The organism is Pseudomonas azadiae (assembly GCF_019145355.1).
GTDB lineage: Bacteria > Pseudomonadota > Gammaproteobacteria > Pseudomonadales > Pseudomonadaceae > Aquipseudomonas > Aquipseudomonas azadiae.
Window position 1 is genome coordinate 2,000,950 of record NZ_JAHSTY010000002.1, and the last position, 25,536, is coordinate 2,026,485.

The window sequence follows — 25,536 nt, forward strand, 5'->3', positions numbered from 1 at the left end:
ACGCGCGCCTTGTATCGTTTCGCGATAAGTCCGGGCAAAAAGCCACTTCCGTACGCCTTGAGCAAAAAAGTTAGTGCGCAGCCGAACTTTCATTCAGCTTTCAAAACAGTCGCTTACATGACGTCAATCAGTAAAAGTTGAAAATAGTTGCTCTAGCATGTGACCCGCACCCCGCCATCGTGCATCAGTACAAGTAACCCGCCGCACGGTCAGCCCAACCGCCGGCACTCACTTGAATGGGCAATGAGAGAGAACCCACATGAACGCCCCGCTCCGCATCAACGAAGCTCTTTTGATCGCAGACCGTGCTTTCCAACCCTTTCAGTGCGTGGCCTGGCACGATGGCAACGGCGCCCTGAGCCTGAGCGTCATCGATCGCACCAATACGCGTATCGGCAGCAAACAATTGTCGTCGAGTGCCTACACCGATCCGGCGCAGTTGGAAAACTTGCTGTTGCAAGCCCGCGCCGAGCTCGATAAAGATGGCTACCAGTTGCAGTCCTGGGCAATGCCGAAGTAATGAGCAGCGTAACTTGCGCCCATGGGTTAAATGAGCGCAAGTTACGTGTTAGAACATAGGACGCTTATTGAGCCGCCAGAATAAACCGCTCGATGGCCTCAGCCGCGCCGTCCTCGATATTACTCCCGGTGACTACGTTGGCCTGGCGCTTGACGGTTTCTTCGGCCTGGCCCATGGCAATCGACAAACCGGCCACGTGAAACATCGCCGGGTCATTGCCGCCATCGCCGATCGCCGCGGTCTGCTCGATAGGCACACCCAGGTGCGCCGCGAGCGTCTTCAAGGCCTCGCCCTTGTTGGCCAGCATCGCGGTCACGTCCAGGTACACCGGCTGCGAACGTGACACCTGGGCCAGCCCCTGCACCTTGGGGTGCAATTGCGCTTCCAGCTCCACCAGCAACTGCGTGTTATTGCTGGCAGCGACTATCTTGTCGACCCGGTCCAGGTACGGCTCGAAACTCTCCACCACCACCGGCCCGTAGCCCAGGCCGTGGGCCTCGCGCGGTTCCATCGGCCCTGGCGGGTCGCGGCGCAGCCAGTCGCCATCGGCAAATACCCACACTTCCACCTCCGGCTGCGCTGAGAACAACGCCAAAGTCACCAACGCTGCCTCCGCCGGCAAATGGTGGGCGACCAGGATGCTGCCATCCGGGTTGATCAACGTACCGCCGTTAAAACCCGCCACCGGCACGTCGATGCCGAAGGTTTCCACCAGGTGCAGCATCGCCTTCGGCGGGCGCCCGCTGGCCAGGCTGAAAAACACCCCGGCCTCACGCAATGCACGCACCGCATCGGCGGTGCGCTGGCTGAGGCTGTGATCCGGATGCAGCAAGGTGCCGTCCACATCGCTGAGGATAAAACGGATGGGATGAATCGCTGCGTCACTCATCCGAGTCTGTGCCAGGTACGGCCGTCGCGGGCCAGCAATGCATCGGACGCGGCCGGACCATCTTCACCCGCCTTGTAGGCCTGGATTCCGTCGTCTTCCTTCCAGGCATCGAGGAAGGGCTGCACCGCGCGCCAGCCGTTCTCGATGTTGTCGGCGCGCTGGAACAGGGTCTGGTCGCCGGTCATGCAGTCGTAGATCAGGGTTTCATACCCGGTCGACGGTTGCATTTCGAAGAAGTCCTTGTAGGCGAAGCCCAACTGGATATTGGCCATGTCCAGGGTCGGCCCGGGCTTTTTCGCCAGCAGGTCGAACCACATGCCTTCATTGGGCTGGATCTGGATCTTCAGGTAGGTGGGCTTGAGCTCATCCACCTCGGTGTCGCGAAACTGCGCATAGGGCGCGGGCTTGAAGCAGATCACGATTTCGGTGTCGCGCACGCTCATGCGCTTGCCCGTGCGCAGGTAGAACGGCACGCCGACCCAGCGCCAGTTGTCGATCATCACCTTGAGGGCGACGAAGGTCTCGGTGCTGCTGTCAGGCGCGACGTTGGCCTCTTCGCGATAACCGGGCAATGGTTTGCCGGCGATTTCACCGGCGGTGTACTGCCCGCGTACCGAGTTGGCCCGCGCATCTTCCAGGGACCAGGGGCGTACCGCGCCGATCACCTTGGCTTTTTCACCGCGCACGGCGTCGGCACCAAAGGCTGCGGGCGGTTCCATGGCGACCATGGCCAGCAACTGAAACAGGTGGTTGGGCACCATGTCGCGCAGGGTGCCGGTCTTCTCGAAGAAATTGCCACGGGTCTCCACGCCGACGGTTTCGGCGGCGGTGATTTGCACGTGATCAATGTAATGGTTGTTCCAGAACGCTTCGAACAGCACGTTGGAGAAACGGCTGATCAGAATGTTCTGCACCGTTTCCTTGCCCAGGTAATGGTCGATGCGATAGATCTGCTTTTCGCTCATCACTTTGAGCAGGCAGGCGTTCAGCGCCTCGGCGGTGGCCAGGTCGGAGCCGAAGGGCTTTTCGATGACCACGCGACGGAAACTGTCGTCGGTCTCGGTCAGCAAACCGGCACTGCCCAGGCGCTGCACCACGTCACTGAAGAAGCGCGGCGCGGTGGCCAGGTAGAACACCGCGTTGCCGGTGCCGCTGTCGGCGATTTTCCTGCCGATGTCGGCGTAGGTGCTGTCGTCGAGGAAGTCACCCTCGACGTAGCTGATGCCCTTGGCCAACTGCGCCCACAACGCCGGATCGAGCGCGTTATCGGCATTGCCCTTGACCTTGCTCGCGGCCTCGGTACGAATGAAATCTTCGAGTTTCTTGGCGAAGTCGGCGTCGCTGATGGCGTTGTGATCAACGCCGACAATGCGCAAGCCATCGCCCAGCAGCCCGTCGCGGCTCAGGTTGTACAACGCCGGCATCAGCAGGCGCTTGACCAGGTCACCGTGGGCGCCGAACAGAAACAAGGTGGTGGGCGGTGCGGGTTCGGCCTTGAGTTTCTTGCCGTTGGCGGTCATTTTTTGGAAGTCTCCACGTGGCCACCAAAGCCGAAGCGCATGGCGGAGAGCATCTTGTCACCGTAAGTGCTCTGCTGGCGCGAGCGGAAGCGCGCAAACAGCGAGGTGGACAATACCGGCACCGGCACGGCTTGCTCCATGGCCGCTTCGATGGTCCAGCGGCCTTCGCCACTGTCGGCCACGGAACCAGAGTAACCGTCGAGTTTCGGGTCGGTGGCCAGGGCGTCGGCGGTCAGGTCCAGCAGCCAGGACGAAACCACGCTGCCACGGCGCCAGACTTCGGCGATATCGGCAACGTTCAGGTCGAAACGCTGGTCTTCGGGCAGGTTGACCGAGTTCTTGGTCTTGAGGATGTCAAAACCTTCGGCAAACGCCTGCATCATCCCGTACTCGATGCCGTTGTGGATCATCTTGACGAAATGCCCGGAACCGGCAGGGCCGGCGTGGATGTAACCCTGTTCGGCGCGCGGGTCGGCGCTGGCGGAACGGTCCCTGGTGCGCGGGATGTTACCCAGGCCCGGCGCCAGGCTGGCAAAGATAGGGTCAAGGCGCTGCACGGTCTGGGCGTCGCCGCCGATCATCATGCAGTAGCCACGTTCCAGGCCCCAGACGCCGCCGGAGGTGCCGACGTCGACATAATGCAGGCCTTTTTCAGCCAGGGCCTTGGCCCGGCGAACGTCATCCTTATAGTTGGTGTTGCCGCCGTCGATGATGGCATCACCGTCTTCCAGCAGCGTGCTCAATTCGTTGATGGTGTCTTCGGTCGGCGCGCCTGCGGGCAACATGACCCAGACGGTGCGCGGTTTCTGCAGCCCGGCCACCAGGCCCTTGAGGTCGGCAACGCCAGTGGCGCCCTCTTCGCTCAGGCCTTTGACGAAAGCTTCGTTACGGTCGTAAACAACGGTGGTATGCCCATTGAGCATCAGGCGCCGTGCAATATTCCCGCCCATGCGGCCTAGTCCGATAATCCCCAGTTGCATGTGCTGATGCTCCTAACTTCTAAAAAATGTGTGACATAGTTTATAGCGCAATGAGGCTAATGAGGGTTAGTCCAGAGCGGATCCATCTAGTTTCATGGTAAAAAAATGCCATCGTTTCAGCATCACGCAACAAAAAGTCACACGACCATCAAAAATAAAAAAGTTCCATTGCCCGCGAAAAGAATTCAGAATTGCCCTGACTGATGCCGAGAACCTCGACTCAAGCGTTCTGGCACACCCGCGACACACCGGCTATTTGCGAGGTAAGCAATGAGCACTGCACACCAGATGTCCCGTCCTCCACAGACGCTCTATGTCTCTATCCGACGCGATGAGCTGCGCCAGTTGAAAGACGAGCGCGAACAGCTGCAGCAGGAAGTCCTGCGCCTGCGCGCTCATATCATCCAGGCCCAGCTTGACCACTCCACCGGTGTGCAACCCGCGCTCTGCTGAACCTCGTCATCGCTTTGTAAGATAAACCCTACAAAAATCTCACAAAGTTTTCACACGCCATTCCCGATACTCCCGCCCCCAAGGGCCACCCCATGCAAGGGTGGCCTCTGTTGCGCGCAGCCCTGCGCGCCAACTGAAAAATTACCGGGTTGGAGCGCTGGATGGCGATGTTCGAACGCAGCACGAAGTCTGCGAAAAGCTTTGACTGGGCCGGTCTCGGCTGGCTATTCCTGTTTTTCTGGTACTTCTCGGGTATTACCCAGCTACTGATCCAGCTCAGCGGCACATCCGGCTTCAGCGGTTTCCGCCAAGCGTTCTTCATGAGTGCGATCTGGCTGGCGCCGCTGCTGGTCTTTCCCCGCCGTACGCGCTTGCTCGCCGCCTTGATCGGCGTGGTCTTGTGGGCCTGCTCCATGGCCAGCCTGGGTTATTTCTTCATCTACCAGCAGGAATTCTCGCAGAGCGTCATCTTCATCATGTTCGAGTCGAACATCTCTGAAGCCGGCGAATACGCTACCCAGTATTTCGCCTGGTGGATCGTGCTGGCGTTCATTGCCCACACCGCCGTGGCTGTTTTCCTCTGGACCCGCGTGCGCCCGGTGTACCTGCCGCGTGGCCAGGCAATGCTGGCGGCGACGGCGATTCTGGTAGGCGTCATCGGCTACCCGCTGGTCAAGCAGATCGCCCGCAGCGACACCCTGGACGACGCCATCGACCGCTTTGAATCGCGCATCGAGCCCGCCGTGCCGTGGCAGATGATCGTTGCCTACCGTCGCTACACCGAACAGCTGGACAACATGCAGGGCATGCTCGACAGCGCCAGCCAGATCCCGCCGCTGACCAACCTCAAGGACAGCATGGCTGGCCAGCCGTCGACCCTGGTGCTGGTGATCGGCGAGTCCACCAACCGCCAGCGTATGAGCCTCTACGGGTACCCGCGCAACACCACGCCGGAGCTGGACAAGCTGCGCGATCAATTGGCGGTGTTCGACAATGTCATCACCCCGCGCCCCTACACCATCGAAGCGCTGCAACAGGTGCTGACCTTCGCCGACGAAGAAAACCCCGACCTGTACCTCAAGACGCCTTCGATTGTCAGTGTGATGAAACAGGCCGGCTACAAGACCTACTGGATCACCAACCAGCAGACCATGACCAAGCGCAACACCATGCTCACGACGTTTTCCGAACAGGCCGACGAGCAGGTGTACCTGAACAACAACCGCAACCAGAACGCCCGTCAATACGACGGCGACGTGCTGGCGCCGTTTTCCAAGGCCTTGGCCGATCCGGCCGAGCGCAAGTTCATCGTGGTGCATTTGCTGGGCACCCACATGAGCTACCAGTATCGCTATCCGCCGACCTTCGACAAATTCACCGACCGCCAGGGCGTGCCGGCGGGCGTGAGCGACGCTCAACTGCCCACCTACAACAGCTACGACAATGCCGTGCTGTACAACGATTTTGTAGTGTCGAGCCTGATCAAGGACTACGCCAAGACCGACCCCAACGGCTTCCTGCTGTACTTGTCGGACCATGGCGAAGACGTCTTCGACTCAACCGGCCACGACACCCTGGGGCGTAACGAAAGCAAACCGACCGCCCCGATGTACACCATTCCGTTCATGGCCTATGCCTCGCCGAAATGGCGTGAAAGCCACGACTGGAGCTTTGCCGGTGACTTGCAGCGGCCTTACAGCAGCTCGCAGTTGATTCACACCTGGGCCGACTTGGCCGGGCTGAGCTTCAATGAGCTGGACCGCACCAAAAGCCTGGTCAGCGACAGCTTCACGCCGCGCCCGCAGATGATCGGCAACCCCTACCTGCGCCAGCAAAAAGCCTTGATCGATTTCAGCCTGATCAAGCCGAAAAAGGTGAGCGCGACAGACGTGGTGCTCCAGGAAAAACCGGCGCCGTAACACAAAGATAACAATCATTCTCGTTTAAACCTAAAGTTCCCCTCCTCCTTTCGTCTTTGAACCAAGGCCTGTGCCGACCGGACAGGCCGCAAAGACGACAAGGAGCCACCCGCGATGTTCGCGCCTTTCACTCGTTCCATGACCTTCACCCTCGGCCTCTTCAGCCTGGTATTAAGCCCAGAGCTGCTGGCCGAAACCGACCCCGAGCGCAAACCCCTCGAGCTGGGCGCCACGCGCATCAGCGCCGATGACTTGGGAGCCACCACCGAGCATACCGGGGCCTACACCACCGGTTCGATGAGCACCGCCACCCGCCTCAACCTGTCCGTTAAGGACACCCCACAATCGATCTCGGTGACCACTCGCCAGCAGATGGATGATTTCAATCTCAATACCCTCACCGAGGTGTTGCGCCAGACTACAGGGGTCAACGTCCAGCACAATGACTCCGACCGCGTGTCCTATTCATCACGTGGCTACAGCATCGCCAACTTCCAGGTTGACGGAATGCTCAATACATTCGGCTTCATGAAGTCCGACGCCGACACCATCATCTATGACCGCATCGAAGTGGTCCGCGGCGCCACGGGCTTGACCACCGGTGCCGGCGACCCCTCCGCCACGGTCAACATGGTGCGCAAGCGCCCTACCGCCCAGTGGCAGGCGCAAACCGGGGTAAAGGCCGGCAGCTACGACACCTATTACAGCTATGTGGACGTGGGCGGCCCGCTGGCATTCGAAGGCAGGCTGCGCGGGCGGACGGTGCTGGCGTACCGCGACAGCCAGTCCTGGCGTGACAACTACGGACTGCAGCGAGCGGTCGGCTACGGCATCCTTGAGGGCGATCTGTCTGACGATACCGTGTTGGCCGTAGGCTTCGATTACCAGAACAAGCAAGTACAAGGCACCTCCTGGGGCACCGTGCCTTACTGGAACAGCCAAGGTGGCAAGGCCGGCCTCTCACGTTCCACCAATATGGCGGCACACTGGAGTTCCTGGCCGCTCACGGACAAGACCACCTTCGCCACCCTCGACCATCGATTGAGCGGCGACTGGCACTTGAAGGCGGCCTACACCCACCGCCAGAGCGACACGGACGGCAAGGTGTACTACGGCGGTGCGGGTTTCCCCAATGACGACCGCAGCGGCATGACCGCCTGGGCAAGCCACATGCGCGGCACTTCCAGAATGGAGGCGGTGGACCTCAACCTGTCCGGCACCTACGCCCTGCTCGGCCGCGAACATGCACTGATGATGGGTTACGGCGAGGCCGCGCAACGCGACGTTTCTCCGGTGATGCGCAACAGCATTCCTAACAGCTACTACAACATTGAAGACTGGAAATACATGAGCGGGATCGGCAAGTTCCCCGACACCGTCACCGACCTCAAGGGCGAGCACAGCAGCAAGCAACAGAAAGCCGGCTACCTGGCAACGCGCCTGAGCCTCACCGACCGCCTGCACGCGGTACTGGGCAGCCGTTATGGCAGCTGGGAACTCGAAAGCGCCGCGCCCACCTATGATGACAACGACCAATTGCTCAGGGCCAACAAGGCCCGCCAGACCCACAATGACATGTGGACGCCCTATGCCGGCCTGCTCTATGACATCACCCCGCACTACACCGTGTATGCCAGCTACACCGACATCTTCAAGCCCCAGAGTGTCAAGGACGTCAACAAGAAATACCTGGAGCCCGTGGTGGGCAGCAACTATGAAGTGGGCCTCAAGGGCAGCCTGCTCAACGAACGCTTGAACGTGGCGGCGGCCTATTTCTGGAGCAAACAGGACAACGTTGCCGAACGGGATGACTCGGTGCCGCCCAACCCGACCACAGGCGAGGAGTACTACAAGTCCGGCGGTAAAGGGAACAAGGTCAATGGCTTCGAACTGGAGGTGGCCGGCGAAGTGATGCCGGACTGGAACCTGAGCGCAGGCTACACCTACACCCACTCGCTCAATGGCTCGGACAAACGCAACAACACCGGGCAACCGCTGAACCTGCTGAAGGTGTCCAGCGCCTATCGGCTGCCGGGCGCATGGCGCAACCTGACCGTAGGTGGCGCCGTCAATTGGCAGAGCGATATCCATGAGTTCGGTAACAGGCCGACGGGGCAGCGCGTTGGCAACAGGCTGGTCACCGAGCGGGCGAAAATCACCCAGCAGGCCTACACCGTGGTCAACCTGATGTCCCGCTACCAGTTCGACGAGCACGTTTCGGCGTCAATCAACGTCAACAACCTATTTGATAAAAAATATTACGAACGTGTCGGCTTCTATAACGGTGTCTATTGGGGCGACCCGCGCACTGTAACGCTCGCATTGGACTGGAAACTTTAAATACGCTTGTACATGAACTTCAACCTTAACGAAATCGTTAAGGTTGGAGGTTGCGCAGTTAAGCTTCGCTTAATCGAGCCTGCACATAATCGGCCCCACGAGTCTGATCCAACCGAACAGACCCACTCACACTTTATGGGAATACCGACAATGAAACTTTCAACTTTGATACTGGCTGGCCTGATGACCCTGACCTCTGCCGCAGCCTTCGCTGAAGGGGGTTCCGAGCGTTCGAAGCAGTTCTACGCCAACTTCAACTTCATTCAGGAACAGGCTCAGGAAAAAGCCGAGCAAACGGCCTCCAGCGATGTCAAGCATGTAAACTCCGATGACACCCAGCATCCGAAAAGTTGATTGACCGTAATACCCTTTGTCATTCCGCTCCGTTGGCAAAGGCTAACTTGGCGCCATGTATTGGCGCCTTTTTTATTGGGCGTTAAATAGCGACTTTAGAGTGGCTTACTCCAGAACAGCATCTTTCCATACGCCGGATCAAACTGAGCGCCATCAAACCCGAACTTGCGGTACGCCGACTTCGCTACTTCGTTGCCCTCGAGCACTTCCAGAGTGATTTTGCAGCAGCCGCGTTGACGGGCGATTTCCTCGACCTTCTGCAGCATCTTCTGACTCAAGCCCAAGCCACGAAACGCGTCCATGACCGCCACGTCGTGCACATTGACCAATGGGCGGCAGGCGAACGTCGAGAAGCCTTCAAAACAATTCACCAACCCGGCGGGCTCGCCATTCACAAACGCCAATACGCTGAACGCATGTGCACGCTTGGCCAATTCGGCCGGCAGTTGTTGCAGCAGGTCGGGGTCCAGGCTGTGCCCGCCGCCCATAGGGTGTTCGGCGTAATGGTTGAGTACCAGGGCGATGGCTTCGGCATGCACGGCGTTGGTGTAGCTGGCTTGCAGCACCAGGATGTCAGGGGTGTCCATTTCCTTCCTCGATAACGGCAGCAAGGGAATCGCTCCCTTTGAGGGTCACGATTGTAAACGCGCAGCCACCATCCGATGAAGGAGATTAACTACAAATGCGCGCCTGAAACCGCGAAATCCGTGCCGCTAAAAAGGCCTGGACACCGCGCCGCAGGCGTTTTTTCGTACCTGTTTTAGCCAAAACGCTGCAACTGCATTTCCTGCAAACGGCTCAAGGTACGACGGAAGGGAAACGCCAGGTAACCCTCGGTATAGAGCTGTTCGAGGGGTACCCGAGCCTCGATATACAAAGGCACCCTGCGGTCGTAGCACTCGTCCACCAGTGCGATGAACCGACGCACGCCATCGTCGTGCACCGACAGTTGCGGCAATTCGCGGTCACCGGCCTCCACACGCCGGGCGCCATCTTCGGTGCCCCGGGCTATTCGGCCCGGGCGCTGTTTAGCGCTGAGATTGGGGACTTCGCCCAGCAGAATGGCCTTGAAACGATCGCACAGCAGCATGAAGTCCATCGCCGCCAGCGGTTGTTCGCACAAATCGGCGTAACGGCACCAAAGCACGGTTTCACCGGACTGGACCGCGAGGATAGAACGATGGCCGACGATGATCGGTCCGCTGCTGACGGCCTGCCCTTCGACCAACGGCTTGAACACGCTGGCCAGCGCACTGGGCTCGTTCACCCAGTAACGCTGCAGACTTGCGCCAGGGTGCAGGCGATGATCCTCGGCGCCATCCACTGCCACCACCTGCATGTGCTGCGTTATCGCCGCAATGCCTGGCAAGAACCGATCGCGGTTGAAACCATCGGCATACAACTGGCCGGGCGGCTGGTTGGACGTGCAGACCATCACCACGCCCTCCTCGAACATCACTTGGAACAAGCGGCCAAGAATGATCGCGTCACCAATGTCATTGACGAACAGCTCGTCGAAGCACAACACGCGCACCGCCTGGCCCAGTTCCTTGGCCAAGGCCTGCAACGGGTCCTGGGTGCCGGTCAGCTGGAACAGACGTTGATGCACCCAGCCCATGAAGTGATGAAAATGCTGGCGCCGCGCTGGCATTCGCAGACTTTGATAGAACTGATCCATCAGCCAGGTCTTGCCACGGCCAACCGGGCCCCACAAGTAGACGCCACAAATCGGCGCGCGGCCTTGATGCAGGGCCGCGTGGCAATCTTGCAAGGCGTCCACCGCCCTGCGCTGGGCGTCGTCGGCAACGAAACCCTGTTGGGCGATGGCGTATTGGTAGGCCGCGAGGGGCGAGTCGATAGTCATGCCGGCCAGTATGACCTACGAAGAAAGCTGCTGGCGTAAAAAAGGCCTCAAATGGCCATCGTCTGACCCACCGCTTTCGCAGCCTCGTTAAAGCTCGACAGCTCCCACAGGGGATCGGCTTTTGCCGGTTGGGTTTGCGGTGTAGCGACTGGCGCCCTCTCAACAACGCCGCCGCTCAACTGTGGGAGCTGTCGAGCCCCGGCGAGGCTGCGAAGGCGGCGGCATGGCTGGCAAGTGCTTCGCCTGACCCACCGCTATCGCTGCCTCTCTGGTGCCAAACAACTCAGCGAAGCGGCTCAGGCAAGGCTTTTGCTGACCACTTCGAATACATCACTCGACAGCTCGCCTGATGCGAGGATGCGCTCCAGTTCCGCTTTCATCAGCGCCTGGCGCGCGCTGTCGTATTTACGCCAGCGGGTCAGCGGCGCCAATTGGCGCGAAGCAATCTGCGGGTTGAAGCCATTGAGCTGGATCACCAGGTCCGCCAGGAAGCGATAACCCGAACCGTCCGCCGCGTGGAAATTGATCAGGTTCTGCCCGGCAAACGCGCCAATCAAGGCACGTACCTTGTTCGGGTTCTTGAGCGTGAACGCCGGGTGTTCCATCAACGCCTTGACCCGCTCCAGCCCGCCCGGCAAGGGGCTGCCGGCCTGCACGCTGAACCATTGGTCCATGACCAGCGGGTTGTCCTTGAAGTTGTCGGCAAACACGGACAGCGCCTGGGCCTTCTCGGTTTCGAACGGCGAGTTCACCAGCACCGCCAGCGCGGTCAGGCGCTCGGTCATGTTGTCGCTGGTGTCGAACTGGTCCAGCGTCGCCGCCAGTACTTCAGGCTTACCGCTGAGCATCAGGTACGACAGCGCGATGTTCTGCAACGCGCGACGGGCAAAATGCTCGGCCGCGGCCACATACGGCGTTTGCTTGGACAGCTCGCGATTGGCCTGGTAACGCAGCCACAGCTCTTCATGCAGGTTGTCGGCCAGTTGCTTGCGCGCATATTCACGCGCGGCATGGATGGCGTCGACATCCGCCACTTCGCTGATTTCCGTGAGATAAGCCTCGCCCGGCAACGACAGCATTTCCGCGACCATCGCCTGGTCCAGCGTCTCATCGCTCAATACACTGCGCAATGCGGCGATCAAGCGCTGATCCATGTGCAAAGCCTGGCCTTGTTGATGCTGGCCGATCAGCTCCTGCAACACTTGCACCGACAACTGCTGGCCGGCATCCCAGCGGTTGAAGCCGTCGCTGTCATGCTGCATCAGGAACATCAACTGGTCACGGCTGTACGGAAAGCTCAGTTTCACCGGCGCCGAGAAACCGCGCAGCAGCGAAGGCAAAGGCTGTTCCGCGATATCCACGAAGGTGAACGTCTGCTCGGCCTCGGTCACCGAGATCACGCGCGACGTGGCGCCAGCCGCCGCTTCACCGGCCAGGCGCAAGGCGATACCCTCGCCCTTCGCGTCCAGCAAGCCCAGTTCCACCGGGATCACGAACGGCAGTTTTTCCACCTTGTCGGGGGTTTCCGGGCAGCTCTGGCGGAAGGTCAGGCTGTAGCTTTTCGCCGCTGCGTCAAACGACTCGCTCACCGTCAGGCGCGGCGTACCGGCCTGGCTGTACCAGCGCTTGAACTGAGTCAGGTCGGCGCCGTTGGCGTCTTCCATGGCCTTGATGAAGTCATCGCAAGTCACCGCCTGGCCATCATGGCGTTCGAAGTACAGGTCGCTGCCCTTGCGGAAGCCTTCGGCACCGAGCAAGGTGTGGATCATGCCGACTACTTCCGAGCCTTTTTCGTACACGGTCAGGGTGTAGAAATTGGAGATTTCGATAAAGCTGTCCGGGCGCACCGCGTGGGCCATCGGGCCGGCGTCTTCAGCGAACTGGTGGGTACGCAGGTAAGCCACGTCCTGGATGCGCTTGACCGTGGCCGAGTTCATGTCGGCGGAAAAACCGGCATCACGGAACACGGTGAAGCCTTCCTTGAGCGACAACTGGAACCAGTCGCGGCAGGTCACGCGGTTGCCCGACCAGTTGTGGAAGTATTCGTGGGCAACGATCGCCTCGACCCGCTGGTGCGCGGCATCGGTGGCGGTTTCGGCGCGGGCCAGCACGGCGCTGGAGTTGAAGATATTCAGGCCCTTGTTTTCCATGGCGCCCATGTTGAAGTCATTGACCGCGACGATCATGAAGATGTCGAGGTCGTACTCGCGGCCGTAGGTTTCTTCGTCCCAGCGCATGGATTTTTTCAGGCTGGTCATGGCGTGCTGGCACTTGTCGATGTTTTCCGGCTCGACATAAATGCGCAGCGCCACGGTGCGCTCGGTCATGGTGGTGAAGGTGTCTTCGACACACCACAGGTCACCGGCCACCAGGGCGAACAGGTACGCCGGTTTCTTGAATGGGTCTTCCCAGGTCGCCCAGTGGCGGCCGTCTTCACCGGGGCCGCTGGCGATCGGGTTACCGTTGGACAACAGGATCGGATAACGGTGTTGTTCGGCGATCACCGTGGTGGTGAAAATGCTCATCACGTCCGGACGGTCGAGGTAGTACGTGATCTTGCGGAAGCCTTCGGCCTCGCACTGGGTGCAGAACATGCTGCCGGACTTGTACAAGCCTTCCAGGGCGGTGTTGGTTTCCGGGTGGATCTTTACCGTGGTATCCAGGGTAAACGTCGCACTGTTGGGCTGCACGGTCAGATGACTGTCGGTCAATTGATAGTCGTCCGCGCTCAGTGCCTGATCGGCGAGGCTCACGCTCAGCAGCTCAAGCTGCTGGCCGTCCAGCACCAGCGGCGGCAACCCTGCGCCGCGCTCGGGGTTGCGGCGCATCACCAGTTGCGCGTGGACCAGGCTGTGGTCCTCGAACAACTCGAAGGTCAGGTGCGTCTCGTCGATCAGGTAATCCGGCGCCTGATAGTCCTTCAGGTAAATCATCTTCGGTTGTTCGGTGCGCATGGGTGGCATCCTTCTACTGATGCACGGCGAGCTGGTAGGCCGTGTACTTACGAATATTGATAACGCCGGTGTCAAAGATCAGGTATTGGCCCTTGATCCCCAGCAGCGTGCCTTCGGCAATCGGGTTCTTGTCCAGGTTGAAGCTGACGATCTTGGCCGGATACTGCACGACCGGGTAGCGGATTTCGATCGGCTCGATGTCGGCAATGGTTTGGATTGCCTGTATGCCGAAGCGTTCCTGCAGATTCAGCAGGCCCTCGGCGCACGAGGCAAACAGCTCGTCACGCACGTGCTTGAGGTCGACCGGTTGCGCATCGCCCTTGAGCAGCGCGCGCCAGTTGGTCTTGTCGGCGACCTGGCTGCGCAATACATCTTCAACGAATCCCGATTGCTGGCGAGTCGCCACGCGCATGATCGGCAGCGCCTGGCTTGCACCCTGGTCGAGCCAGCGCGTCGGCAACTGGGTGGCGCGGGTAATGCCGACCTTGATCCCCGACGAATTCGCCAGGTACACCACGTGGTCGGTCATGCAGAAATTCTCGCCCCAGCCTGGATCGCGGCAGGTGCCAGCCTCGTAATGGCAACGCTCGGGGCTCATGATGCACAGGTCGCACTGCGCCAGCTTGGTCATGCACAGGTAGCAATAACCCTGGCTGAAGCTGGTCTTGGTCTTGCGGCCGCAATGGCTGCAATGAATGGCACCGAGGTACTCCAGGCGCACGTGGGTACCGATCAACGGGTTGACCGGCACCTCGGTATCGCCCAGGCGAAACGCGTATTGAACGGTCGGCTCACCGAGTTGCGCCGACATCTTGCTGACTGCACCACGACCGATCTCAATCAATGGATCGCATCCGACTTGAACAGGATGTTCGGCACGGTGGTCGATTTCGACTGGCATTCCTGCGGGCCCATGTAGCCGGTACGCTGCTCTTCCGGCAGGTTCTGCAGTTCCCAGGCGATCATCGCCTGCAACGACAGTTCGCGCTGCTCGGCGGTGAGCTTGCGGCCATCGGACCACTTGCCGATTTCCACGGCGAGCTTGAGGCTCTCGTAGATGTCCGGCGTGATGTTTTCGATCATTTCAGCAAAAGAGGACATTTGGCTCTTCCTTAATAAATAGGCGTTTTGCGGCGGTTGTAGAGCCCGCCCAGCAACCCGGTCAGGCAACCGATAGCCAGGCCGCCGACGTGGGCTGCGTTGGCGATTTCGCCGAAGCCGATCATCGAAACCAGACCCGACAGGCACAGCACCAGCCACACCAGCATCATCACCAACACCCCGCGAGGCAGGCGATAAGCCGGGTTGGGCGACAATAATTGAAAGATCCAGCAATGCCCGAGCAGGCCATACAACACACCGGACAAGCCGCCGAACAGGCCAGGACCACCAAAGGCGTATTGAGCGTAGTTAGACACCAGGCTGAACAACAGGGTCAAGCCGAGCAGGTTGATACCACCCTGGCGCGCTTCGATGCGGCGGCCCAGCTCCCAGTACCACATGCCGTTCATGGCCAGGTGCAGGATGCCGAAGTGGATCAGCATCGGCGTGACCAGCCGCCACCATTGGCCCGAAGCCAGTGTCTCGGCCAGCGGGGTGAACTGGATGTACTCACCGAGGATGCGAAACGGCAGGAAGGTCAGCCAGCTCATGGCTTGCAGGTTTTCGCCAAGCAACGTCACCGCGCCGACGATGAGGCTCGCCAGCAGCACCAACGCCGTAATTGGACTATGGCGCAGTTGCTGGATGAATCCCGGTCGCTGGATCGGCGCCTGATCGGGAATGTCCAACTGCTGGTCCGGGTCACCGGCGGGGAACCGCTGATACAACACGCGCACGTCGTCGCTGATGCTTTGCGGCACCCACAATACCTGCTCGCCGGCTTCCTCGCTGACGCGATGGGGCACTTGCATGCGTTGCAGCAGCTTGACGAAACCGCCCAGGTCGACGCTCAAAGGCAAGCGCAATACGGCCACGGTACTCATTCAGTCACCTCGGGCCGTTCAACGTCGACCCATACGAATTTACGCGGGTCCAATTGGGTTTCCTGGTCCAGGCGATACGCCACCAGCTTGCCGTACAGCACCGCGCTGTAGTCCAGGCAGGCCAGGTTCGGGCGGATCGGCGCCGGCGTGCCGCTGCGCCAGTAGTGCCCGACGAACAACAGGGGCTCGTCGACGCCATAGCGCAGCAGGGAATTCTTTTGTACGGAGGACAGCGGCGTACGCGCCACCGGTTCCGGCAGTGCGTCGGGCTGGAACACGATGTCGCCGTAGGTTTTCGGGTCGTCTTCCCAGAACTTGGTGCGGAAGAACGAACGCGTGAGCCCGTCGCCACCGGTCAGCGTGAGGCCGTCGGGCAGGCGCATGTCGGTGCCGCGCAGCAGGCGGTCGAACGCGTTGCAGGCGAAACTGCCCGGCACGGCGGCGGCCTGCAGGAAGTGCGGGTCGATGCAGCCGTCCGGATAGGTCGCGCGCAGCGGCTCGATGACGCCCTGGTCCCAACAGGCATGCACCACGCGAAAGCGCCCGGCATCGACGAACAGCGGCATGTCGTAGAACCAGTCCAGGAAGTCGCGCCAGTCCGCCGGATGCTGCTCGAACTGGGTCAGGGTTTCCTGGATCAGGCGCGCATGCCGTGGGGTGTGCTCGCGCACGAACTGCCGGCCACTGCCGGGCGGCGCCTGGGTGGTCCAGCCCAGCGCATTGAACTCATGGTTGCCCATGATGCACAGCGCCTGGCCGGCCTCGGTCATGTCGTGGACGATGTGCAGCGCCTCACGGATACGCGGGCCACGGTCGATGATATCGCCGAGGAACACCGCCATGCGTGACGGATGACGCCAGGTGCCGCCCTGCTTGTGGTAGCCCAACAGGTCGAGCAAGTGCTCGAGGGTATGGGCGCAACCGTGCACGTCACCAATCAGGTCGTAGCTACGCGCGGGATCGAGCATCAGTCGCCTCCACCCCCCAAGCGGCTGCCCCAGCCAAGCTTGGTGCGGCACACTTCGTAGTAATTGTGATCCAGCGGGTGGATCAGCCGCAGTTTCTGCGCTTTTTTGCTCACGGTGATGGTGTCACCGGGCGCACAGGTGAAATGGTTCTGCCCGTCGCAGGAGACTTGCGGGTAAATCTGCATGTCTTTGGACACCACTATCTTCAGCTCGCTATTGCCATCGACCACAATGGGCCTGCTGGACAACATATGGGGATACATCGGCACGATCACAATGGCATCCAGCTTGGGATGCATGATCGGGCCGCCCGCCGACAGCGCGTAGGCCGTGGAGCCGGTCGGCGTGGCGACGATCAGGCCGTCGGCCTTCTGGCTGCACACGAACTGGCCGTCTATATACAGTTCGAATTCGATCATCCGCGTCGACTTGCCGGGGTGCAGCACCACATCGTTCAGGGCGTCGCCCTGGCCGATGGCCTCGCCGTGGCGGCGCACTTCGGCCTGCAGCAGGAAGCGATTTTCCACCAGGTAATGGCCGTCGAGTACCTTGGCCACTTCGACTTCCAGCTCATCGGGGCGGATATCGGTCAGGAACCCCAGGCTGCCGCGGTTAATCCCCAGCACCGGCACGTTGTGCCGCGCCAGGGCGCGGGCGGCGCCCAGCAGGCTGCCATCGCCACCGACCACGATGACCATGTCGCAGACTTCGCCGAGCATCTTGCGCGACGAGGTCTGCAGGCCATGGCCCGGCAGGATTTCAGCGATGGTGTCTTCGAGGATCACGTGCAGGTGGCGTTCCAGCAGGAATTTTTTCAGCCGGCGGACGGTGTCCAGTACCTGGGTACTGCCCAGGCGACCGATGATGCCGATATTGCGAAATTGCTCCATGGGGCTCCCGCGGGATTGGGGTGTGGCAAAAAGAACGATTATGGGCGAAAGGCCGCGTCAGGCAAAATCCTTTGTCGCCATGAACCCTTGATGACAACGGTTCTCAGCCACCTTTGCTGAATTTAAAAGGCTATGCTCGGACCATGACTGTGTTCCCGGATCTGCACAACCTGCCCCGTCAACTGCGCCACCCCGAAGTGCGCGACCTGGCGTGGGTGATGCTCGCGCCACCGATGCTGGCGCAGACGCCTTGGCCGCAACGCCACCCGCTGGCCGGCAGCGATTGGGTGCAGGCGCCGCATGCGCTCGAACAATGGCTGCGCCAACTTGACCAGGACAGCAGCGCCTTGCAGCAGTGGCTGAGCCTGGCCCGCACCCGTCGCCTGGGCCTGTATTACGAACGCCTGTGGCAGTTTGCCGTGCAGCACGCACCGGGCGTGGAATTGTTGGCCGCCAACCTGCCGATACGCCGCGCCGGGCATACCCTCGGCGAACTGGACATGGTGCTGCGCGACCGCGACGGCGTGCATCACCTGGAACTGGCGATCAAACTCTACCTGGGCCCCCAGGACGGCAACGGCCAGGACACGGCGCAGTGGCTCGGGCCGGGTTGCCATGACCGGCTGGACCGCAAGCTCGCGCACCTGGCCCAGCATCAGTTGCCGATTTCAGCGCGAGCGGAAAGCCGTGAGGCGTTGGCCGCGCTGGATATCCAACAGTTCGATGCGCATTTGTGGCTGGGCGGGTATTTGCTCTATCCCTGGCCCGGCGAAGCCCAGGCGCCTGCGGGCGCTCACCCGCAGCACTTGCGCGGGCGTTGGTTGCACCAGCGCGATTGGCCGCAATTTGTCAGCACGCGCCCGCCCGGTCGCTGGCAACCCCTGCCCCGGCATGCCTGGCTGGCACCGGCGCATTACCCGGCGAGCGAGGTGTGGAGCGAGGAGCAGATGCAGGGTTGGCTGGCCGACCTGGATCCGATGGCCCCGGCGCAGTTGTTGGTGCGGATGGTTCAGGTCGGTGAGGAATGGGAAGAGGCCGAGCGGTTGTTTCTGGTGGCGGACCTTTGGCCGAATGTGCCGGGGGCGGGCTGACAGGTTTGTGGTGCAGTGGAGGGCCTCATCGCAGGCAAGCCAGCTCCCACAGGGGGAATGCATTTCAATGTGGGAGCTGGCTTGCCTGCGATGACAACGGTCCAGGCGCTACATACTGTCAATATGCCGATAATCCAACTGCAACCCAACCGCCAGGTCCTGCGCCCTTCCCAACCTGATCGGCCCACGCTCGATATCCACCAGCAACCCCGGACACTCCAGCACGGGTAATGCAGCCACATCCTTGAGCCGCCCATCGGTAATCACCAGCAACCGCTGCTGCTCGGCCGGATAGCGCTTGCGCCGCGCCGCCAGCCATTGCCCGGCCTCAGCCAGTGCCGCCAGCAACGGCGTGCCGCCGCCCGCGCCCAATTGCTCCAGCCAGCCCGCCAGGCTCTTCGCCGCCTTCACTCCTTGCACCTGCCATTTGGGCGACGGCCCGCTCGCCGTCAATAACGCCATGCGTGCCCGTTGGCGATAAGCGTCATCAAACAGCTGGGCGAGCAGACCCTTGGCGTCAGTGAGCGCACGATGCCGGCGGGTGGACGCCGACGCATCGACAATCACCAGCCACAATTCATGGGCCGAACGGCTGCGCAGGTGAAACCGCAGGTCCTCACGGGAATGCGGCCGACCGCCGAGCAAAGTGCCCGGCCAATTGATCGAGCCCTGCTGCGCGCTGCGCGCCTTGCCCTGCCTGCCGCCGTCCAGTCGCCCCGCCTTGGGCCGGGCATCCGCCCCCGTGTCAGGCCGGGGGCGGATGCCTAGGGCTTTTTTGGCCAGCTCGGCACGTCGCGACGAGCGCCCATGGGCAAGGCCGCTGCGGGCATGTCGCCCCACTGGCCCTGGCCCGGCGAGGTGCCGGAGGATTCAGGCGACTGCCCTTCGCTCGGCGGGCTGGCCGGGGGCGTTTGCGCCTGACGACGATGGCGCAGGGCAAATTCGGCAACCGCTTCGATGTCTTCCTCGGCGATCGCGCTGGCGCCGCGCCAAGCCGCATGGGCCCTGGCGCCGCGCAGCCAGACCAGGTCCGCGCGCAGCCCGTCGACACCGGCGGCGAAACACCGTTCGGTGATCTGCGCCAGCGCCTGGTCATCCAGTTCGATACGCTCCAGCCGCGCCCGCGCCTGGGTGCAACGTTCGCGCAGGGCGCCCTGTTGCTCGGCCCACTGGGCGCAGAACGCCGCCGGGTCGCTGTCGAAGTCCAGGCGACGACGGATGATCTGCCCGCGCTCGGCCGGCAAGGTCTGCCCGCTCAGCGCCACGTTGAAACCAAAGCGGTCGAGCAGTTGCGGGCGCAATTCGCCCTCTTCCGGGTTCATCGTACCGATCAACACGAAGCGCGCCGAATGACGATGGGAAATGCCGTCGCGCTCAATCAGGTTGGTGCCGCTGGCGGCTACATCGAGCAGCAGGTCCACCAGGTGATCGGGCAGCAAGTTGACCTCATCGACGTAGAGTACGCCGCCATCAGCCTTGGCCAGCACACCCGGGGAAAACTGCGCGCGGCCTTCGCCGAGCGCGGCGTCCAGGTCCAAGGTGCCGACAAGGCGCTCTTCGGTGGCACCCAACGGCAGCGTGACGAACTGGCCGCTGGCCAACAGGTCGGCCAAACCACGCGCCAGGGTCGACTTGGCCATGCCACGGGGACCTTCGATCAATACGCCGCCGATCTTCGGGTCGATGGCGGTCAGGCACAGCGCCAGTTTCAAATCGTCGGCGCCGACCACGGCGGACAGCGGGAAATGGGGAGTATCAGTCATGCGAATCCTCGGTCATGGATCGTTCCCACGCTCCCGCGTGGGAACGCCTCAGTGGACGCTCTGCGTCCGCTTTTGTGACGCCGAGCGTCACGGGCTGCATTCCCACGCGGAGCGTGGGAACGATCAGTCAGGCGCGGCATCTCAGCTGTCTTCTTCTATATCCAGCAACAGGTCTTCCAACGCCTCACGATACGCGCCGGGGTCTTGCCACATTCCCCGCTGCTGGGCTTCGAGCATGCGTTCGGTCATGTCGCGCAAGGCATCGGGGTTGTGCTGTTGCACAAAGTCTCGGGTGTCGGGGTCGAGCAGGTAGGCGTCGGCGAGCAAGGCGTATTGATGATCGTCGATCAGCGCGGTTGTGGCGTCGAAGGCGAACAGGTTGTCCACCGTCGCGGCCATCTCGAACGCACCTTTATAGCCGTGGCGCTTCACGCCTTCGATCCACTTGGGGTTGGCGGCGCGGGAACGGATCACCCGGTTCAGCTCTTCCTTCAGGGTGCGGATCTTCGGCAAGTCCGGCTGGCTATGGTCGCCATGGTAACTGGCAGCCTTGTCGCCACTCAGGGTTTCGACGGCGGCGAGCATGCCGCCCTGGAATTGGTAGTAATCGTTGGAATCCAGCAGGTCGTGTTCGCGGTTGTCCTGGTTCTGCAACACCGCCTGCACCTGGCTCAAGCGCTGGGCGAATTGCCCGCGGGCGGCGGTGCCTTCGTCGGAGCCGCCGTAGGCGTAGCCGCCCCAGTTCAGGTAGACCTCGGCCAAGTCTTCGCGGCTTTGCCACAGGCGACCGTCAATCGCGCCTTGCACCCCCGCGCCATAGGCACCGGGTTTGGCGCCGAAAATACGCCAGCCGGCCTGCCTCGTGGCCGCCTCCTGGTCCACACCGGACTTGAGCAACGCCTCACGCTCACTGCGCACCTTGGCGGCCAGCGGGTTCATGTCATCCGGCTCATCCAGCGCGGCCACCGCCTGCACCGCCGCGTCGAACAGGCGAATCAGGTTGGCGAACGCATCACGGAAAAAGCCGGACACACGCAGCGTCACGTCCACACGCGGGCGGTCGAGCAGGCTGATCGGAAGGATTTCAAAGTCGTCCACCCGTTGGCTGCCCGTCGCCCATACAGGGCGCACGCCCATCAACGCCAGGGCCTGGGCGATATCATCGCCGCCGGTGCGCATGGTGGCGGTGCCCCAGACCGACAGGCCGAGCTGGCGCAGGTGATCGCCGTGGTCTTGCAGGTGCCGTTCCAGGATCAGGTTGGCCGACTGAAAACCAATGCGCCAGGCGGTAGTGGTGGGCAAGTTGCGCACGTCAACGCTGAAAAAGTTTCGCCCGGTCGGCAGCACGTCGAGGCGCCCGCGACTCGGTGCGCCACTGGGGCCGGCGGGCACAAAGCGGCCGCCCAGGGCATCCAGCAACCCACGCATTTCCGCCGGACCGCAGGCGTCCAGGCGTGGCGCGACGACGCTGCGCAGGCTTTCGATCACCGCTTTCACCTCTTCCCAACCGGGCGCGTCCAACTGTTCCAGCGGCCCTTCCAGCGCCTGCTCGATCAAGCGGGCCGCGTACAGCTCCAGACGCTCGCGGGTATCGCCAGCGGTGCGCCACAGCTGCGGGTCGGTCTGCTGCAACACCTGCGGGCGGCGCCCGGTCCAGGGTTCGGCCAGGGCGCAATCGAGCGGGTCAAAGCCCAGCTCGAACGCCTTGGCCAATGCGCGCAGCAAACTCGATTGCGCGCCACGGCCATCGCCACGCGGGATGCGCAGCAAGGCCAGCAAGGTGTCGATTCGCAGACGGCCTTGAGGCGACTCGCCAAAGATGTGCAGGCCGTCGCGGATCTGCGACTCCTTCAAATCGCACAGATAAGTGTCCAGGCGCGGCAGCCACACAGCCGCGTCGGCATCGCTCTCCAGTTCCAGTTCCTGGTCGATACGGGTTTCGCGCACCAGTTTGAGGATGTCTTTCTGCAACTCAAGCGCGCGGCGTGGATCGAGCAGCTGGGCTTCGTAATACTCGTCGGCCAGCAGTTCGAGGTTACGCAACGGGCCATAGGTCTCGGCACGGGTCAGGGGTGGCATCAGGTGGTCGATGATGACCGCCTGGGTGCGCCGCTTGGCTTGGGCGCCCTCCCCCGGATCGTTGACGATGAACGGGTAGATATTCGGCAGCGGCCCCAACAGCGCATCGGGCCAGCAGTTTTCCGAAAGGCCGACGCCCTTGCCCGGCAGCCATTCCAGGTTGCCGTGCTTGCCCACGTGGATCACGGCGTGGGCGCCATAGGTGTGGCGCAACCAGAAGTAGAACGCCAGGTAACCGTGGGGTGGCACCAGGTCCGGGTCGTGGTAAACGGCGCTGGCGTCCACCTGATAACCCCGCGCCGGCTGGATGCCGACAAAGGTCAGGCCCAGGCGCAGGCCGGCGATCATCAGGCGGCCGTCGCGGAACATCGGGTCGTTATGCGGCGCGCCCCAGCGCGCCAGGACTGCCTGGCGGTTGGCCTCGGGCAGGCGCTTGAACATCGCCTCGTAGGCGTCCAGGTCCAGGCTTTGATGGCAGGGCCGCAGATCGAGGCTGTCGAGGTCGTTGGTCACGCCTCCGAGCAGCGCGTGGATCAGCTCAGTGCCGCTGTCGGGCAACACGTGCGGCAGCGGATAGCCTTCGGCTTGCAGGGCGCGCAGGATATTCAGCGCCGCCGCCGGCGTGTCCAGGCCGACCCCGTTGCCGATCCGGCCGTCGCGGGTCGGGTAGTTGGCGAGGATCAGCGCGACGCGTTTGTCTGCGTTCGCCACCCGCGCCAGTTCGACCCAGCGCCGCGCCAGCTCGGCGACGAAATCCATGCGCTCGGGCGCGGCGCGGTAGCACACCACGTCCGACTGGCTGCGCTCGCTGCGCCACGCCAGGTCCTTGAAGCTGATCGGCCGGCTGATGATGCGCCCGTCCAGTTCCGGCAAGGCAATGTGCATCGCCAGGTCGCGCGGCCCGAGGCCTTGTTCGCTGGCCTCCCAACCGGGCTGGTTGTCCTGGGCGCAGATCGCCTGGATCACCGGGATATTGCGGCGAAACGGCCGCAGGTGCGGAGCCTCCGGGCTGGACTGGGCAAAGCCGGTGGTGTTGAGGATCACCGCCGCGCCGACTTCATCCAGCCAGTCCTCGACCGTCGCCAGGCAGCCGGGTTCTTTGAGGCTGGCGACTGCCATCGGCAATGGGTTCAGCCCCGCTGCCTGCAAGCGCTGGCAGAACACATCGATAAACCCGGTATTGGCCGCCTGCAAATGTGAGCGGTAGAACAGCACCGCCGCCACCGGCCAGTCGGCGTTCCAGTCCGCCTGCCAATCCTCCAGGCGGGCATTGGCGCAATGCGGGTGATAAATCGCGGTGCGCGGCAGGGTTTGCGGCTCGTCCCAGGCGTAGTCTCGGCCCAGGTAGCCCGCGGCCAGGCATCGATACAAATCCAATGCATTACCCAGCCCGCCCTGGCGCAGGAAGTGCCAGAGGCGGTCGCGTTCCTGGGCGCCAACGGTGCTGAGGCCGCTGAGCTCCGGGTCGGGACGATCATCCCCCGGCACCAGGATCAGCTGTACACCGCGCTCGGCCAATTCGACCAGGCGCTCGATGCCGTAGCGCCAGTAGCCGATGCCACCGTGCAGCGAAATCAGGATGACCTTGGCGTGGCGCAGCACTTCATCGACGTACAGGTCGACCGAGGCGTGGTTCTGCACCTGCATCGGGTTGGCCAGGCGAAAGGTCGGGTAATCGTCCGGCAACTGCTGCGCCGCTTCGGCGAGCAGCGCCAGGCTGGAGTCGCCGCTGCACAGGATCACCAGTTCAGCGGGAGTCTGGCCAAGGTCGGCGATGTTGTCGTCCGAAACGAAACCACCGGGCTGGGTCCTGAGCAGGTGCATGGGTCAGGCGCTGAGGGCGGCGCGCAGTTGCGCTTCGAGGCCGGCGGCGTCCAGTTCCTGGCCGATCAGCACCAGGCGCGTGACGCGCGCTTCTTCAAAGCCCCAGGCGCGGTCGAAGTGCTTGTCGAAACGCGTGCCCACGCCCTGGATCAACAAGCGCATAGGTTTGTTCGGGATCGCCGCGAAACCTTTGACACGCAGGATGCCGTGTTGCACCACCAATTGAGTCAGGGCGTCGAGCAACAGCGACTCGTCGGCTTGTGGCAGGTCAATGGAGATGGAGTCGAAGGCGTCATGATCGTGATCGTCTTCACCCTCGTGGTGGTGGTCGTGATGGCTGTGGCGGCCGTCGATGTGCTCCTCGGAGCCGGCGCCCAGGCCAATCAGCACGTCCAACGGCACGCGACCGCTGCTGGCTTCGATGACTTTCACCGCTGGCGGCAGTTCTTCGGCGACTTCCAGGCGCACACGGGCCAGGTCTTCGGCGCTGATCAGGTCGGCCTTGTTGAGGATCACCAGGTCGGCGCTGGCCAGTTGGTCGGCGAACAGCTCGTGCAGCGGCGATTCGTGGTCCAGGTTCGGGTCGAGTTTGCGCTGGGCATCCACCTGGTCCGGGAAGGCGGCGAACGTGCCGGCGGCCACGGCCGGGCTGTCGACCACGGTGATCACCGCGTCAACCGTGCAGGCGCTGCGGATTTCCGGCCACTGGAAGGCTTGCACCAAGGGTTTTGGCAGGGCCAGGCCCGAGGTTTCGATGAGGATGTGGTCAAGGTCACCACGACGCGCCACCAATTCGCGCATCACCGGGAAGAACTCTTCCTGCACCGTGCAGCACAGGCAGCCGTTGGCCAGTTCATAGACACGGCCGTTGGCCTCCTCCTCGGTGCAACCGATGGAGCATTGCTTGAGGATTTCACCGTCGATGCCCAGCTCGCCGAATTCGTTGACGATCACCGCGATGCGCCGGCCTTGGGCGTTGTCGAGCATATGGCGCAGCAAGGTGGTTTTGCCCGAGCCGAGAAAGCCGGTAACGATGGTGACGGGAAGTTTGGCCAGTGTTTTCATCGGATGCCCTTTTGGGGCGGGCATACGGGACGAGAAGCCCTGCGACGGCGCGCAGCAGCGGATTTCGTCACCGGATCA

The 25,536-nt window shown here is 62.2% G+C and carries 21 protein-coding genes; 6 read left to right on the forward strand and 15 right to left on the reverse strand.

Features of this window, described 5'->3' with window-relative positions; translation table 11 throughout:
• Positions 1–259 precede the first annotated feature (259 nt).
• The gene (locus tag KVG91_RS25400) at positions 260–520 is read left to right on the forward strand and encodes a hypothetical protein (protein WP_169375741.1); all 261 of its coding nucleotides are present in this window, start codon (positions 260–262) and stop codon (positions 518–520) included.
• A gap of 64 nt (positions 521–584) precedes the next feature.
• Here the strand turns inward: KVG91_RS25400 and KVG91_RS25405 are convergent, their stop codons facing one another.
• From KVG91_RS25405 to gnd, 3 genes are read right to left on the reverse strand one after another with little or no spacing between them, the layout of a single operon-like run.
• On the reverse strand, positions 585–1,409 hold the full coding sequence (locus KVG91_RS25405; RefSeq protein ID WP_076952427.1) for a Cof-type HAD-IIB family hydrolase: 825 nt from the start codon (positions 1,407–1,409) through the stop codon (positions 585–587).
• A complete protein-coding gene (zwf, locus tag KVG91_RS25410) occupies positions 1,406–2,929 on the reverse strand; it encodes a glucose-6-phosphate dehydrogenase (protein ID WP_076952428.1) in 1,524 nt (507 codons plus the stop codon). The genes KVG91_RS25405 and zwf overlap by 4 nt, the downstream gene beginning before the upstream one ends.
• Entirely contained in the window at positions 2,926–3,909 is a 984-nt protein-coding gene (gene gnd, locus KVG91_RS25415) for a phosphogluconate dehydrogenase (NAD(+)-dependent, decarboxylating) (protein WP_169375740.1), read from the reverse strand. Before gnd ends, zwf begins: the two co-directional genes overlap by 4 nt.
• A 288-nt stretch (positions 3,910–4,197) precedes the next feature.
• Here gnd and KVG91_RS25420 point away from each other — a divergent pair, with 288 nt between their 5' ends.
• The 4 genes from KVG91_RS25420 to KVG91_RS25435 all read left to right on the forward strand — a co-directional run bounded on the left by KVG91_RS25420 (position 4,198) and on the right by KVG91_RS25435 (position 8,975).
• A complete protein-coding gene (locus KVG91_RS25420) occupies positions 4,198–4,362 on the forward strand; it encodes a DUF6026 family protein (protein WP_225927084.1) in 165 nt (54 codons plus the stop codon).
• Between the two features lie 161 nt (positions 4,363–4,523).
• The gene (locus KVG91_RS25425; protein ID WP_169375739.1) at positions 4,524–6,281 is read left to right on the forward strand and encodes a phosphoethanolamine transferase CptA; all 1,758 of its coding nucleotides are present in this window, start codon (positions 4,524–4,526) and stop codon (positions 6,279–6,281) included.
• 114 nt (positions 6,282–6,395) lie between these two features.
• Complete coding sequence (locus KVG91_RS25430) at positions 6,396–8,621, forward strand: TonB-dependent siderophore receptor (RefSeq protein ID WP_169375738.1); 2,226 nt, start codon at positions 6,396–6,398, stop codon at positions 8,619–8,621.
• Between the two features lie 150 nt (positions 8,622–8,771).
• On the forward strand, positions 8,772–8,975 hold the full coding sequence (locus KVG91_RS25435; RefSeq protein WP_169375737.1) for a hypothetical protein: 204 nt from the start codon (positions 8,772–8,774) through the stop codon (positions 8,973–8,975).
• A 95-nt stretch (positions 8,976–9,070) separates the two neighbouring features.
• Here the strand turns inward: KVG91_RS25435 and KVG91_RS25440 are convergent, their stop codons facing one another.
• The 8 genes from KVG91_RS25440 to KVG91_RS25475 form a co-directional block, all read right to left on the reverse strand.
• Positions 9,071–9,562, reverse strand: coding sequence for a GNAT family N-acetyltransferase (locus KVG91_RS25440; RefSeq protein WP_169375736.1), 492 nt, complete (start codon positions 9,560–9,562; stop codon positions 9,071–9,073).
• A gap of 173 nt (positions 9,563–9,735) precedes the next feature.
• Complete coding sequence (gene zapE / locus KVG91_RS25445; protein WP_169375735.1) at positions 9,736–10,839, reverse strand: cell division protein ZapE; 1,104 nt, start codon at positions 10,837–10,839, stop codon at positions 9,736–9,738.
• A gap of 296 nt (positions 10,840–11,135) precedes the next feature.
• The gene (gene pepN / locus KVG91_RS25450; RefSeq protein WP_169378204.1) at positions 11,136–13,793 is read right to left on the reverse strand and encodes an aminopeptidase N; all 2,658 of its coding nucleotides are present in this window, start codon (positions 13,791–13,793) and stop codon (positions 11,136–11,138) included.
• 13 nt (positions 13,794–13,806) lie between these two features.
• Positions 13,807–14,637, reverse strand: a complete 831-nt coding sequence (locus tag KVG91_RS25455; protein ID WP_169378205.1) for a DUF2797 domain-containing protein — start codon at positions 14,635–14,637, stop codon at positions 13,807–13,809.
• A complete protein-coding gene (locus tag KVG91_RS25460; protein WP_012723870.1) occupies positions 14,634–14,894 on the reverse strand; it encodes a YeaC family protein in 261 nt (86 codons plus the stop codon). The genes KVG91_RS25455 and KVG91_RS25460 overlap by 4 nt, the downstream gene beginning before the upstream one ends.
• Before the next feature lie 11 nt (positions 14,895–14,905).
• Positions 14,906–15,778 carry a rhomboid family intramembrane serine protease gene (locus tag KVG91_RS25465; RefSeq protein WP_169378206.1) on the reverse strand — a complete coding sequence of 291 codons (873 nt, stop codon included), beginning with the start codon at positions 15,776–15,778 and terminating at the stop codon, positions 14,906–14,908.
• On the reverse strand, positions 15,775–16,749 hold the full coding sequence (locus tag KVG91_RS25470) for a metallophosphoesterase (protein WP_169378211.1): 975 nt from the start codon (positions 16,747–16,749) through the stop codon (positions 15,775–15,777). Before KVG91_RS25470 ends, KVG91_RS25465 begins: the two co-directional genes overlap by 4 nt.
• The gene (locus tag KVG91_RS25475) at positions 16,746–17,636 is read right to left on the reverse strand and encodes an NAD(+) kinase (RefSeq protein WP_003217892.1); all 891 of its coding nucleotides are present in this window, start codon (positions 17,634–17,636) and stop codon (positions 16,746–16,748) included. The genes KVG91_RS25470 and KVG91_RS25475 overlap by 4 nt, the downstream gene beginning before the upstream one ends.
• 143 nt (positions 17,637–17,779) lie before the next feature.
• On the opposite strand from KVG91_RS25475, the gene KVG91_RS25480 reads away from it, so the two are divergent.
• The gene (locus KVG91_RS25480; protein ID WP_169378207.1) at positions 17,780–18,727 is read left to right on the forward strand and encodes a DUF1853 family protein; all 948 of its coding nucleotides are present in this window, start codon (positions 17,780–17,782) and stop codon (positions 18,725–18,727) included.
• 108 nt (positions 18,728–18,835) lie between these two features.
• Here KVG91_RS25480 and KVG91_RS25485 read toward each other — a convergent pair whose 3' ends face one another.
• The 4 genes from KVG91_RS25485 to cobW all read right to left on the reverse strand — a co-directional run bounded on the left by KVG91_RS25485 (position 18,836) and on the right by cobW (position 25,458).
• Positions 18,836–19,438 carry a vWA domain-containing protein gene (locus KVG91_RS25485; RefSeq protein WP_169378212.1) on the reverse strand — a complete coding sequence of 201 codons (603 nt, stop codon included), beginning with the start codon at positions 19,436–19,438 and terminating at the stop codon, positions 18,836–18,838.
• 53 nt (positions 19,439–19,491) lie between these two features.
• Entirely contained in the window at positions 19,492–20,490 is a 999-nt protein-coding gene (locus tag KVG91_RS25490) for an ATP-binding protein (protein ID WP_169378208.1), read from the reverse strand.
• Positions 20,491–20,631: 141 nt separating this feature from the next.
• Positions 20,632–24,393 carry a cobaltochelatase subunit CobN gene (gene cobN, locus KVG91_RS25495; protein WP_169378209.1) on the reverse strand — a complete coding sequence of 1,254 codons (3,762 nt, stop codon included), beginning with the start codon at positions 24,391–24,393 and terminating at the stop codon, positions 20,632–20,634.
• Positions 24,394–24,396: 3 nt separating this feature from the next.
• Positions 24,397–25,458 carry a cobalamin biosynthesis protein CobW gene (gene cobW / locus KVG91_RS25500; RefSeq protein WP_169378210.1) on the reverse strand — a complete coding sequence of 354 codons (1,062 nt, stop codon included), beginning with the start codon at positions 25,456–25,458 and terminating at the stop codon, positions 24,397–24,399.
• Between the last annotated feature and the right edge of the window lie 78 nt (positions 25,459–25,536).